Origin of the sequence: Pseudomonas sp. ML2-2023-6 (genome assembly GCF_037055265.1) — a bacterium.
GTDB classification, from domain to species: domain Bacteria; phylum Pseudomonadota; class Gammaproteobacteria; order Pseudomonadales; family Pseudomonadaceae; genus Aquipseudomonas; species Aquipseudomonas kulmbachensis.
Genome location: NZ_CP146347.1, coordinates 91138 through 104562, shown reverse-complemented (window position 1 = coordinate 104562; position 13425 = coordinate 91138). Strand labels below are relative to the sequence as shown.

General features: G+C 60.4%; 10 protein-coding genes. 6 read left to right on the top strand and 4 right to left on the bottom strand.

All coding sequences use genetic code 11. The features are described from left to right. Nucleotide 1: 1 nt before the first annotated feature. Genes V6L79_RS00430 through cbiE form a run of 4 tightly spaced genes read right to left on the bottom strand, consistent with a single transcriptional unit; the run spans nucleotide 2 to nucleotide 3412 of the window. Nucleotides 2-340, bottom strand: coding sequence for a type II toxin-antitoxin system RelE/ParE family toxin (locus tag V6L79_RS00430; protein ID WP_321834785.1), 339 nt, complete (start codon nucleotides 338-340; stop codon nucleotides 2-4). 48 nt (nucleotides 341-388) lie between these two features. After that, on the bottom strand, nucleotides 389-1117 hold the full coding sequence (locus V6L79_RS00425) for a cobalt-precorrin-6A reductase (RefSeq protein WP_338579668.1): 729 nt from the start codon (nucleotides 1115-1117) through the stop codon (nucleotides 389-391). Beyond that, entirely contained in the window at nucleotides 1114-2211 is a 1098-nt protein-coding gene (locus V6L79_RS00420) for a cobalt-precorrin-5B (C(1))-methyltransferase (RefSeq protein ID WP_338579667.1), read from the bottom strand. The genes V6L79_RS00425 and V6L79_RS00420 overlap by 4 nt, the downstream gene beginning before the upstream one ends. Next, a complete protein-coding gene (cbiE, locus tag V6L79_RS00415; protein WP_338579666.1) occupies nucleotides 2204-3412 on the bottom strand; it encodes a precorrin-6y C5,15-methyltransferase (decarboxylating) subunit CbiE in 1209 nt (402 codons plus the stop codon). The genes V6L79_RS00420 and cbiE overlap by 8 nt, the downstream gene beginning before the upstream one ends. Nucleotides 3413-3699: 287 nt before the next feature. Here cbiE and V6L79_RS00410 point away from each other — a divergent pair, with 287 nt between their 5' ends. The 6 genes from V6L79_RS00410 to cobJ all read left to right on the top strand — a co-directional run bounded on the left by V6L79_RS00410 (nucleotide 3700) and on the right by cobJ (nucleotide 13329). Next, nucleotides 3700-5763, top strand: coding sequence for a dermonecrotic toxin domain-containing protein (locus tag V6L79_RS00410; protein ID WP_338579665.1), 2064 nt, complete (start codon nucleotides 3700-3702; stop codon nucleotides 5761-5763). After that, nucleotides 5708-8896, top strand: a complete 3189-nt coding sequence (locus V6L79_RS00405) for a dermonecrotic toxin domain-containing protein (protein ID WP_338579664.1) — start codon at nucleotides 5708-5710, stop codon at nucleotides 8894-8896. Before V6L79_RS00410 ends, V6L79_RS00405 begins: the two co-directional genes overlap by 56 nt. 90 nt (nucleotides 8897-8986) lie before the next feature. Then, nucleotides 8987-10318 (top strand): precorrin-3B synthase, encoded by a 1332-nt coding sequence (cobG, locus tag V6L79_RS00400; protein WP_338579663.1) that lies wholly within the window; start codon nucleotides 8987-8989, stop codon nucleotides 10316-10318. Next, on the top strand, nucleotides 10311-10937 hold the full coding sequence (locus V6L79_RS00395; RefSeq protein WP_261739908.1) for a precorrin-8X methylmutase: 627 nt from the start codon (nucleotides 10311-10313) through the stop codon (nucleotides 10935-10937). Before cobG ends, V6L79_RS00395 begins: the two co-directional genes overlap by 8 nt. Beyond that, nucleotides 10937-11668 carry a precorrin-2 C(20)-methyltransferase gene (locus tag V6L79_RS00390; protein ID WP_261739907.1) on the top strand — a complete coding sequence of 244 codons (732 nt, stop codon included), beginning with the start codon at nucleotides 10937-10939 and terminating at the stop codon, nucleotides 11666-11668. Before V6L79_RS00395 ends, V6L79_RS00390 begins: the two co-directional genes overlap by 1 nt. Then, a complete protein-coding gene (gene cobJ / locus V6L79_RS00385) occupies nucleotides 11665-13329 on the top strand; it encodes a precorrin-3B C(17)-methyltransferase (protein ID WP_338579662.1) in 1665 nt (554 codons plus the stop codon). The genes V6L79_RS00390 and cobJ overlap by 4 nt, the downstream gene beginning before the upstream one ends. The last annotated feature ends 96 nt before the right edge of the window (nucleotides 13330-13425 follow it).

Sequence of the window (13425 nt, the reverse complement as noted above, 5' to 3'; positions counted from 1 at the left end):
ATTACCTCGTGTGTTGCGTGGTGTTTTTTCGGCTTTTGTACTCGGCAATGAGTTTTTTAGCCTGTTTGATATCGTGTTTCTGGCTGGACTTGTCGCCACCGCCAAACAGGATGATCAAGCGTTTTCCTTCCTGTAACAAATAGATTCTATAGCCGGGGCCCCAATCGATGCGGTACTCCCCCAAGCCTTCAAACCACTTTATGTTCGAAGTGTTGCCCATCTCCATGCGCAAAATTGCTGTGGATACCTTAGCTGCAGCATGGGCATCCAATGACGAAAACCAGCGCTCGAAAGGGCTGGTTTTATCTTGACCGCAATATTCTTCTACGGAGATCGTCATGCCGCTAAAGGTAACAAATAAGTTACCATATGGCAAGGGCGATGAAATTCATGCGTAATGAAGTGCTCTTAAAGTCGTCAGTAACTCATCAGCCAGCACAAACTCCCGATCAACTCTCGCCAGCTCCGGCCGCTTGAGGATCAACACCGGTACTCCACGCTCGCGGGCGACTTCCAGTTTGGGTTCGGTGGCGCTGCTGCCGCTGTTTTTGCTGATCAGTACATCAATCTGGCGCTGCTCGAACAATGCTCGCTCTTCGTCGAGCAGAAACGGCCCGCGTGCGCCGATCACCTCGCAACGCTTATTGCCGGGGTACTGATCCAGAGCGCGCAAGGTCCAGAACTGGTGCTCGGGGATCTGATGCAGATGCTCCAGCGGTTCGCGACCCAGGGTGAACAGCGGGCGTTTGAATGGTCTCAAGGCTTCGACCAGTTCGGCCCAATCCGCCACTTCCCGCCAGTCATCACCGGCTTGTGCAACCCACGCCGGGCGCCGCAGGGCCCAGCACGGGATGGCGCTGGCTGCAGCGGCAAGAGCTGCGTTACGGCTGATTTGTGCCGCGTAGGGGTGGGTCGCATCCAGCAGCAGGTCGATGCCCTCGTCGGCAATATACCGGGCCAGACCTTCTGCGCCGCCATAACCACCAACCCGTACTTCACAACGCAAATCGGTAGGCACGCGACCGACCCCGGCCAGGCTGTAGACGTGTTGGGGGCCGAGCGTGCGGGCGATGGCCAGCGCTTCGGTGACGCCACCGAGCAACAATATCCGTTTCATGCAAAAGCTCCGGCGTGGCCAACGATGCCGCCTTGGCGGTCGATGGCGAACACTTCAATCTGTACCTGGGCAGGCACCACGCTGCGGGCAAAATTCAGCGCGTGCTGGCATACCGCATCGCCCAAGGCGATACCGACCGCACTGGCCATCGCCAAGGCTTGTTGGCTGGTGTTGGCCTGGCGAATGGCTTCCTGCAGTTGTAGGTCGGCACCAACGGCAGCGGCCCATTGCGCCAGTTGCGGCAGGTCGATGCTGGAGTGACGGCTGTGCAGGTCCATATGGCCCGCAGCCAGCTTGCTGATCTTTCCGAAACCGCCGCAAATGCTCAACTTATCCACAGGGACTTTGCGCAAATGCTTGAGGACCGCGCCGACGAAGTCGCCCATTTCGATCAGGGCAATTTCCGGCAGGTTGTAGACCCGGCGCATGGTGTCTTCGCTGGCATTGCCGGTGCAGGCGGCGATATGCAGGTAGCCGTTGGTTTTGGCCACGTCGATGCCCTGGTGGATCGAGGCGATATAGGCCGCACACGAGAACGGGCGCACGATGCCGCTGGTGCCCAGAATCGACAGCCCGCCGAGAATCCCCAAGCGCGGGTTCATGGTTTTCAGGGCCAGTGCTTCGCCGTCTTGCACGTTTACGGTCACTTCAAAGCCGCCGCCGTAATTCAGCTCGGATGCCAGTTGCTGCAAATGGTCGGTGATCATCTTGCGCGGTACCGGGTTGATTGCCGGTTCGCCCACGTTCAGTACCAGCCCTGGGCGGGTCACCGTACCGACGCCCCGCCCGGCGACAAAGCCGATGCCCGCTTCGGGCCGCAGGCGCACCCGCGAGTAGAGCAGTGCGCCGTGGGTCACGTCCGGGTCATCGCCTGCGTCCTTGATGGTGCCCGCTTCGGCACCTGCTTCGCACAGGCGGCAGAATTCCAGACGCATCTGCACCTTTTTGCCTTTGGGCAGGGTGATCTCAACCGCGTCATGGCAGACGCCGCTGAGCAGCAAGCGGGCGGCGGCCAGGCTGGTGGCGGTGGCGCAGCTGCCGGTGGTCAGGCCACTGCGCAGCGGTGCGGGTTGTTCGGCGGTTTCGTCACGCATCGAGGGGCTTGGTCATGTCCAGAAGGGTAATCGGCAGCGCCTGGCGCCAGGTGTCGAACTCGCCCAGCGGTTGCGCCTGAGCGATATGAACCCGCGTCAGTTCGCCGCCGTGGCGTTCGCGCCAGCTCATCAGGAGCATTTCACTTTGCAGGGTGACGGCATTGGCCACCAGTCGCCCGCCGGGCTTGAGTTGCTGCCAGCAGGTGTCGAGCACGCCCTCGCGGGTCACGCCGCCACCGATAAAAATCGCGTCCGGGCGCTCCAGCCCGGCAAGGGCTTGCGGGGCCTTGCCGCGAATCAGTTGCAGGCCGGGAACGCCCAGAGCATCGCGGTTGTGTTCGATCAGTTGTTGGCGGCCCGCATCGGCTTCAATCGCCAGTGTGCGGCAGCTTGGCCAGGTGCGCATCCACTCGATACCGATCGAGCCGCTGCCCGCGCCCACATCCCACAGCAGTTGGCCGGGCAAGGGCGCAAGACGGGCGAGGGTGATGGCCCGCACATCGCGCTTGGTCAGTTGGCCGTCATGCTTGAAGGCCGAGTCAGGCAAGCCGCCACGGGATAGGGGCTGGGTCGAGGCATCGGCCTGGCATTCAATAGCGATCAGGTTGAGGGCTGCGATCGGCGGGTCGCTCCAGGCATTGGCGCAGGCTTCAACCCGGCGTTCCAGTGGGCCGCCAAGATGTTCCAGCACCGTCAGCCGGCTCGGGCCAAAACCCTGTTCGCGCAGCATCGCAGCAATAATGGCCGGGCTACTGCCATCGTTGCTCAACACCAACAAGCGCACGCCGCTGTGCAGATGGGCATTGAGAGCGGCTACTGGGCGCGCTACTACGGACAGCGTGACCACGTCCTGCAAGGCCCAGCCCAGTCGGGCGGCTGCCAGCGAAAAGGACGAAGGCGCTGACAGAACCTGCATTTCATCGCTCGGGACCAATCGTGCCAGGCTGGCACCGACGCCAAACAGCATCGGATCGCCGCTGGCCAGTACGCACACGGGTTCGCCGCGCATTGCCAGTACGGGGGCCAATGAAAACGGGCTGGGCCAGGTTTGGCGCTGGCCACGGATGCAGGCGGGCAGCAGGTCGAGCTGGCGCTGGCCGCCTATCACGGTGCCAGCACTCAACAGCGCGCGGCGCGCAGTTTTGCCCAGACCGCTGAAGCCGTCTTCACCGATTCCCACAATTGTTAGCCAGGGCGACATGCCGATCCTCTTGGTGAACGCTGATTTATCCAACTGCCAGCGGGTTTCAAAGGCCCGTAGGCAGGGCACGCATGATAGCGCGCCTTGGCCTGCAGGTGCCTTGCGCATAAAGCCACCGGGTGCAATGACGTGACCTTGGCGAAGATTGGGCGGGGCGCTGCAGCCGCGGTTACAACGGTTTGGTGTCGATAAGTATGTAATGCCTTTGCAATGGTGCCGTGGCTTAGCGTTTGAGTTCATTTTCAGGGCGCCCTTCAGGCTCGCCCGTCACGCTTGCGAGATGAACGATGAACGCTATCCCACGCCCGTTTTATGCAGAGCAGGCCTTGTATGAATGCTTCATGAACAGCCTGTCGCTCGCCGAGTTGGCGGGTGACCTCAGTGCGGCCGAAAGCAGCGCGCTGCGCAGTGCGGTAAAGGAAGACCACCCCACCGGGTCGGCGCAGGTGCACAGCCTGTTTGTGTCACGCAAGCAATGCCGACCGGTGCACTGGGCGGGTGCCCTGCTGTGCCGACCAGGCAATGCCCCAGGCAGCGCCGTATTTTTATTTACCGTAACGGGCACGTTGCGACGGTTCGCCGACGAAAGTGCTTTGCGCCAGGCGCTCGAGCAGCAACTGGACGATCCCGAACAGCGCAGTGAGTTGTTGCGCTTGACCCCTCTGGACGTGCGCGCTGCTCTGATCACGCCTGGTGCGCTGACGCTCGACACCCGGCAGGTGCAATCACCGGTGATGCAGAATGTCAGTCAGGGTATTAGCGACTTTTTAGTCAGTTGCCGGGTGCAGGCATTGGCCAGTTTGATCACTCTGCCTTCGTTACGCTCGGTCCTCGATACGCAGTTGAGTCGTGCGCTGGCGCGGGAGTATCCAGGCTGGCTATTGGATTTTCAGACGATCTGGCTTCGCAGCAGCAGACGTGGGGAACACCCCACGCAGGAAGACCAGGTCACGACAGTAAGCTTGGGCACGGCGGCGCTGGATTTTTACCTGAAGGGTGAATTGCCCGATGCCGATAGCCGAGAGTTTTTGGGGTTGCCTGAGGGCGGCACCCATGAAGTTGAAACGCGCCTTGTTCGAGTGCTGTCGAGTGCGACCAAAGACCTGCCAAAGCGCATGCAGGCGGCTCTGGACACGTATTGGCAGGAGGCGGGTGCAGCGCAAGTCAGCCCGTTTGACCATTGTGTCGCCAGGCTCGGCGACCTGTTTTATCACCAGACGCTACAAGCCCTGCATGACCAGCAGATTACCCGGGAACAATTTGGCCATTTGCAGCAGATGTTTTCGGACGTTAATAACAACGCCCAGGTACAGGCTGCGCGTTTGGCGGTGTTTGATCCGACCAAGGGCGAGTTAGCTTTGTCAGGGGTGTTCAGTGTGTTTTTTCCGAAGCAGGAGAGCCCGGTTTTTTCATTTAGCGCAGCCCAAGGGTTGATCAAGCATGGCACTCGGGCGCGGTTCAAGAGTTGGCTGCTGTCGAGTTTGAGAACCCCTGCGACGTATGCATCGATTGCGCGCTACATCGCTCTGGATCAACGTGAGTCGCTCGCGGCAATGTCCGAGCTTCGATTGAGTGTCGAGCATATTTCCAGCGATGTATTCGCCGCTTGCGTGCAATCAATTCGCACCCGGCAGTCCAGCGATTTCAATTTTCTGTTGCAGCAGCTCCGGGCCGGGCATGTCGCGCTGGCGGCGGTCGATCATGCACTCGATGTGCGGCAGTTGATCGACCCTGATCTGTTGGCGTTGAACAGCGGCGGGCGTTGGAGCAGCCGTTATGTGCCGGGTGCAAGCGGTTTTACCCCAGTACCGGACAGCCCCAGTGAGGTCGCCGATGTGCTGGGTTTGAAGTTGATGAACCTGAAGGCTCAGCGGGATGAGCTGCTGCGTTATTGGCCAACCCCATACTCATTTGCCTTGGCCAGGTTGCAGGAACCCATGATCCGGGCCGGGCATGGACGTCTGGATTTCTCCTGCGTGGTGATACAAGCTCGGGACGGCCACACGCCCGTTCGATCAGTGATGCTTGTCGATGCGCTATTGGAGCGGGTGACCGGTTATCGTCCGCTGCCGCTCAACCCTCAGGCGGTTGAGGCCGCTTTGCAATCAAGCAGCAGTGCCGAAGCCAAACTGCTGAAAACCTTTGCCGGGACCAAGGTGCTGACGGTGCTGGATCAGGCCGCAATGGATTTCAGCGCCCAGTTCAAACAGCGGCTCCGGGGGTTCTTTTTTTACCCCTTACAGCCCGCAGGGTCCGGATGCGCTGGCGCTCAGGCTAGCCACCTTGAGGGGCGTGATGTTGCGTGCCGAGCTGCGGCTCATGCATCTGGACAACGCTCTTGGCTCGACTGACCGGGCAATCCTCAACACCGTACTGGACTATCCGGTGAGTGATCAGCGCCCGGCACTCAATCAGTTCGTACCGGATGTGCATGGCATCAGCTTGTCGTTTAACGGGGGGCAGGGGGCAATGGCTGTGGCCAATTGTTTTCTGGTCACCGAACGCGGCGGGCTTGAGTCTGCCAACGCAGGTCGTGCAATTGTCTGGACTCCGGCAGCAGGCTTTGAAGGATTTAATTGTTTGGACCATTGCATGGCGCACCTTGAAGCGCTTTTGCTGAGCAAGGTCCGGCGCTGGGAGTTGCTGGACAATGTGAGCACTGCCGAGCAGTCGGGCGTGTCGACGTATCTGGACGGCACGCGTTACTGGAAAGTGGCCGGGCAAAATCGCTGGCTTTACCTGGAGCCGATCGAGCAGGACTTCATCAGCCAATGCCAGATAGCTGCCATCAACAAGGTGCTGCAGGACATCGAACATGTGTGCCGTCTGGCCCGAAATACGCCGTTGTCGGCGCAGGCTTTTGAAAATACGGTGCAGAGCGCGTTGGTTGCAGGCCGGGCCGGGGTAATGCTGGAGCGGGTGATCGAAACGGCTCGTCTGCAACAGTTCAATACCTTGCTGCCCGCCTGGCTGAAAGCGGCCGCGCCAGACGAGCAACAGCAATACGCTCACCTGTTGCAGCGCTTTCAGAGTGCCGGGCAAGCCGATCAGAGTTACTTGCATGACATCCCGGAAATCACCGAGTTTTCACGAGCGGCTCTGGCGTCTCGCCTGGACACCGACTTTCCTGGCCAAGGGCTGCAGCCGGATGCGATTGAGGTGGTGATCGACACCTATCTTGGCGCTCCTGTAGGCGTGGGCAATATTCCGTCTTTTTTGCCCGCGGCCACAACGCGTACTCACCAGAGCCTGACGCAGTTTGCCTTGAATGCTTTTTACCGGCTCAACGCCGGGACGATGTCCTTGCACGGCCACGATGGCCGGGCGCTACCTGCGTTGCTGGACGCCGCTTATGTGCGTCAGTTAACCCGGCAACTGGATATCGGCGCTCAGTACCAAACCTTGCTCAAGACCAGACTTGCGCCCGGTAACGATGGCGTTGCACTGCGCCAGCAACAATTTGCCGAGCATTTGCGGCTGCAAGTGATTGAGCAGGCATTGCGCGAGAAGCTGATCGACCCGAGAAAGGAAACCTCCTGGCGCTATTTGCAGCATGTGATGGACATGCCCGATGGCTCGGCCCGCGAACCGCTGGACGGTGGCACGATCATCATTCGGCCCTTCGAGTTGATCGCAGAAGAGGGGGATGACCCGGACCGGGTCGCGGGTGTGTACCTGATCGGCCCCGCGGCACCCGAGGCCGGGCCGCAGATTTTGTGGGTCAACTACAGCGAGCAGTTTACGTTCCAGTCTTACGACAGCGACGCCGACGTGCTCGAAGACCTGCGCACCTCCACGCCTATGCAAAATCTGCTGCTGTCACGCATGTCAGCCTTTACCCGCAAGACTTACGCCAATGGCGGTTTTGTCGAACCGCATCTGGTGCGTTATATCAGCTCACCCATACCCGGTCTGTTGCTCAAGGCTTTGCCACCCACTCTGGCTAACCGCCCCATCGCGGGCAATTTGTTTCATGAACTGTACAAGGATAACTACCAATTGCTGCTGGAAATGGCTGCGGAGCAATCGAAAACGACGGCCGAAGCGAATTGGGAGTCTTTCAAGTACCTGTTCAGCCTGATCGTGCAGACTGCGCTGATGTTTCTCCCGGCCAAACTCAGTATTCCGTTGGTGGTTTGGCAGAGCATGGGGGCGCTAAATGAGGGCGTGGCCGCGGCAAGGCGGGGCACGTGGGGCGAGGCCGTGGGGGATTTTGCCCAGGCGCTGCTGATAACGGCCTCCCGTCAACGCAGCGGCAAACATACCGAAGGCGTGACGCCGGAGCTGGCCCCACAAGCCGAGTTACAGCCTTTTCAGGTCAATGATGTGGCCCTGAAAGATCTGCACAGAGACCCCTCCACTCATGTTTACAGCGACCCGCGCAGCGGCTTCAACTATGTGCAGTTGGCCGGGCAAGTGTTTCGTCTCAAGGCCTGGCGCGAGCGCTGGCGCATTTTTATCGACGAACAGCTCGACGGCCCACTGCTGAAACTCGACGACAAGCAGCAGTGGGTTCTGGACACCCGCGAGCCGCTGTTGGGCGGCGGCCCGGTGTTTTCCAGAGCGATCATGGGCGGGTATGCCTTTACCTATGAAATGGAAGCCATTGGCATGGACAGTATTCAACGGCGTTTTCCTGAGAAGGCATTGAAGATCCGCGAGGCTCATGAGCTGGCGACTCTCTACCTGCAACGCAGTCAAAACGCACTGCATACGCTGAACGAGGCGGGTGAGGTAAATGCTGACAACCGCGAGCTGCTGGAGATTTTCTTTGATGTTGAGGCAATTGACCAAGCGATGCTCGAGCGGCTCAAACAAACGGTTGAGCCCATGCTTGCACGGTTTTTACATCCCGATATGGCGCCACTGACGTCAAGCAAATACGTGGTGTGTCGATCCCGGTTTGCGAACAATACTGTGGCTTTTGTCAACCTTGCGGACCCGAGCAAGCGTGTCTATTTGGCCGAGAAGTTCTTCGCCTCGGTGTTTGAATTACCCTATGCGTTAAATCACCCGTACTTGAAGCAGACCGAGCCACCGTTTGCGGTCAACCAGCACTATCGCGCCTCGTTCCTGTTGCACGAGATCAACCATCAAGTACTGAACACGGACGATATTTTTTATTCGAACCCGGGCTTCCCCTATCCCGATCTACTGGATGAGCGTACGGCCTATGGCAGCCGTCTTAAACAGCTCTGTGACGTCGCTCAGCAGTGCCATTCGCCGTACGTGGAGGAGCAGAGGCTGTTTCAGTCGTTCAATCCCGATACCCAGCAGTGGAGCGATATACCAAACGGTCCGGCCAAAAGCCATGTGAAAAAAATTGCCGGGGTGCAAACGCTGGCGCAAGCCCGTGAGGTATTCACCAAGGACCCCATGAAACGTATCGATTTGATGCTGGCCAATGCTGACACGGTAGTCTTGCTGATCAGCCGTCTGGGCCGTGTTCACCCGGTGTTCGCTGAGCCGCCTCAACCCATGTAGGTATTCCGTCCGGCAAGCTTTTCATGGGATTGCCCAAAGCAGGCATAATGCGCCACCTGCAATAGCCCATTGCCTGTTCTGGATAGCCCATTGACCCTGCCACTTGAATTGCCTGTCACGACTTCTGTGCGCCCTTCGGCTTGCCCGGGGTTACTGCGCATCGTTGCCGCGCTGGATGGCGGGATCTGCCGGGTCAAGCTGGACGGCGGCTCGATCACTGCACGGCAAGCCCGGGCGGTGGCTGATGTGGCCCAGCGTTATGCCAGCGGCGTGATCGAGGCGACCAATCGCGCCAACCTGCAGATTCGTGGTGTTGGGCCCAGGCAGCGTGAGCTGATTGAGCCCCTGCTGGCGGTGGGCCTAGGGCCTGCGACCGCAGCGGGTGATGATGTGCGCAACCTGATGCTCAGCCCTACTGCGGGCATCGACCCGCAGATGCAGTTCGATACGCGCCCGCTGGCCCGGCAAATACTCGCGAGTTTGCAAAGTACTGCGCGGTTTGCCGAGTTGTCGGCCAAGTTCGCGGTGCAACTGGACGGCGGCGAAGCATTGGCCATGCTCGAACACCCCCACGACCTGTGGTTGTCGGCGTTCGAGCACAATGGCCAGACGCTGCTGGCCTTTGGTCTGGCCGGGTGCCCGGGCCATGACCGGGCGCTGGCAGCGGTGCCGGTTGAGCACGGGCATGCGCTGGTGCTGGCAGTGTTGACGCTGTTTCTTGATCTGGCCCGCCCGGAACACACGCGGATGCGTCATTTGCTCAAGGAAGTTGCGCTCGCGGATTTTATGGCGCAGTTGGCGCAACGCCTCAGTGTGCCGCTGATGGTGCTGGCACAATGGCGGCGCGAAGGCACTAACGGGTTACGGCACATCGGGACTTATCCACAGATCGAGCAAGGCCGGGTCCATATCGGCGCCGTGCCTGCGCTGGGTCGGCTGGATGCCGCGACCCTGGCCGGGCTGGCTCAACTGGCAGAGACGTTCGGCGACGGCACGTTGCGCTTCACCCCTTGGCAAAGTGTGTTGCTGCCCAATGTTCAGGCGCAGGCTGCGCTCACGGTTACACGACAGTTAGAAGCCCTGGGGTTGCTCTGTGATGTACAGACCCCGCTGGCGCATCTGCTTGCCTGTACCGGTTCAAGCGCCTGCGCCAAAGGCCTGGCCGATACCAAACAGGACGCGCGTCAGCTGGCGGCCGTTTTGCAGCAACCGCACAACATACATCTGACTGGCTGCCTGCGCTCTTGCGCGGCGGCCCACGTTGCGCCGGTCACTTTGCTGGCCGTGGCGCCCGGTCATTACGACCTTTATTTACGTGCCCCAGAACAACCGGGTTTCGGTGTTCTGCGCGAGCGCAACCTTACTATTGAAGCGGCGGGCGCCTGGCTTGAGGCCCGCCAACGGAGCAACACCGATGATTGATTACATCCGCGATGGTCAAGAGATCTATCGCAACTCGTTCGCCATTATTCGTGCCGAGGCCAACCTCGCCAGTATCCCGGCGGATCTGGAAAAACTCGCGGTGCGAGTGATTCACGCCTGCGGCATGGTCGACGCTATCGAGGACCTGCGTTTTTCGCCGGGCGCGGGCAAGGCCGGACGTGATGCACTGGCTGCTGGCGCGGCAATCTTGTGCGATGCGCGCATGGTTTCCGAAGGTGTGACCCGTACCCGTTTGCCGGCCAACAACCCGGTGATCTGTACCCTGCGTGAAGAAGGCGTGCCAGAGCTGGCGCTGGAGAAGGGCAACACCCGCTCGGCGGTGGCCCTTGAACTGTGGCGTCCGTATCTGGAAGGCAGCGTGGTGGTGATCGGAAACGCGCCGACCGCGCTGTTTTACCTGCTGGAAATGATCGATGCCGGGGCACCTAAACCGGCGCTGATTCTGGGCTTTCCGGTCGGCTTTGTCGGCGCAGCTGAATCCAAGGCCATGCTCGCGGCGGACAGTCGCGGCGTACCGTTTGTGATCATGCAGGGCCGCCGAGGCGGCAGCGCGATGGCTGCCGCCGCGGTCAACGCACTGGCGACGGAGATCGAATAATGACGCAACCAGGACGTTTGATCGGTTTGGGCGTTGGTCCCGGTGACCCGGAGCTGATTACCGTGAAAGCCTTGCGCTTGCTGCGCGAGTCGCCGGTGGTGGCGTACTTCGTCGCCAAAGGCAAAAAGGGCAATGCTTTCGGCATTATCGAAGCCCATCTGCAAGACGCGCAAACGCAGATGCCGCTGGTGTACCCGGTGACTACTGAAGTGTTGCCGGAACCGTTGTCGTACGAACAAGTGATCAGCGATTTCTACGATCAGGCGGCTGTTGAAGTGGCCGTGCATCTGGAAGCCGGGCGCGATGTGGCGGTGATCTGCGAAGGCGACCCGTTCTTCTACGGCTCCTATATGTACCTGCACGACCGTCTGGCCCAGCGTTTTGAGGCTCAGGTGGTGCCGGGTGTGTGCTCGATGTTGGGCGGTGCTTCGGTACTGGGCGTGCCGCTGGTGTATCGCAACCAGAGCCTGTCGGTGCTCTCGGGTGTGCTGCCCCACGACGAACTCAAGTCGCGCCTGGCGGTTGCCGATGCGGCGGTGATCATGAAACTGGGGCGCAACTTTCATAAAGTGCGCGAAGTACTGGGTGAACTGGGCCTGGCCGAGCGTGCGCTATACGTTGAGCGCGCCACCATGAGCAATCAGAAAATCGTGCCGCTCAATGAAGTGGAACCGATGTCCTCGCCGTACTTCTCGCTGATTATCGTGCCGGGCGAGCGGTGGCAAGGATGAGTCGACCAGCACCGGCCATTGTCATCCTGGGCAGTGGCAGCTTGAACACCGCTCGGCGTATTCAACAGTGCTGCTCAGAGGCGCTGATTTATGGTCTGGCAGGGCGGGTTGAGGACGTTGACCGCAGTTACAGTGATTTTGGTGCCACCCTGCGTGAGCTGTATCAGCAGGGCACACCGATTATTGCGTTGTGCGCGGCGGGAATTGTGATTCGCACGCTGGCGCCGTTGCTGCTGGAGAAGGGCGCCGAGCCGCCGGTACTGGCCGTTGCCGAAGACGCCAGCGCGGTCGTACCGCTGCTGGGCGGGCTGGGCGGGGTGAACGATCTGGCACGGGAAATCGCTGCCGGCTTGGGCATTGCTCCTGCGATCACCACCAGCGGTGAACTGCGCTTTGGCACCTGCCTGCTTAACCCGCCGAGCGGCTACGCCTTGGGCGATCTGGAATTGGGCAAGCGCTTTGTGTCTGACCTGCTGGCGGGCGAGCCGGTGCGTATCGAAGGTGATGCACCGTGGCTGGCCAGTGCGCAGTTGCCTGAAAGTCAGCAGGCACGTCTGAGTATTCATATCGGCAGTGCCGAGCGTGAACCGGCGGCTGATGAGCTGTTGATCTATCCGCGCAATGTGCTGCTGAAGGCAAGTGCTGAAGTCTCGGCGCAGACGATTCGCGAGGCTTTGCACGAGGCGAAGCTGGCCTGGCAATCGCTGGCGTGCATCGTTGCGCCCGACACCTTGATGGGCAGCGCGCAGTTGCGTGAAACGGCCCTCGAATTGGCTGTGCCGCTTCGGTTTGTCAGCGCTGCCGAGCAACTGCCTGTGGACTGGCGCGAGTCGGGTAGCGGGCTAAAGTTGGGCGTAGCACTCGCACCACTGGACCCACAGCAGATTGGCCGGACGCGTGGACGCTTGGCCGTTATCGGCCTGGGCCCCGGCGCTGCCGAGCTGATGGTGCCTGCGGTCAAAGCCGAACTGGCCCGGGCCAATGATGTGTTGGGTTACGAAACCTATGTGCGCATGGCCGGGCCGTTTCGCGCCGATCAGGTGCTGCATTGCACCGATAACCGAGAAGAAATGCAGCGTGCCCGACATGCCTTTGAGCTGGCGGCACAAGGTCGTTCGGTCGTGGTGGTGTCTTCGGGTGATCCCGGCGTATTTGCCATGGCCGCTGCAGTGCTTGAGGCCTTGCACGAGTCTACTGAACCGCAGTGGCACAGCGTCGACCTGGAGATCCTGCCGGGCGTATCGGCTTCGTTGGCAACTGCTGCACAGGCGGGTGCGCCGCTGGGGCATGACTTCTGCGTAATGTCGCTGTCGGACAACCTCAAGCCGTGGAGCATCATTGAAAAGCGTCTGGACCTGGCATCCGAGGCGGACCTGGCCCTGGCGTTCTACAATCCGATCTCCCGTTCACGACCGTGGCAGTTGGGGGTTGCGCTGGATATCGTGCGCCGTCATCGCACGGCGCAAACGCCTGTGGTGCTGGGGCGCGATATCGGCCGTCCAGGCCAGACCCTGCGCGTGATTACGTTGGGTGATTTGACGCCGGATCAGGTAGATATGCGCACTATGGTGCTGATTGGTTCGTCGACCACCTGCACCTTCCCGCGTGCCGATGGCACACAGTGGGTGTATACGCCGCGCTGGTATGGCGAAAAGCCTTGAGCACAACCGTAGCAGCTGCCGAAGGGACGAGGCTGCGTCCGGCTGCGAAGCAGTCGTAAAACCATTCGGCTTTGGTGAATCAGATGCACCGTGCTT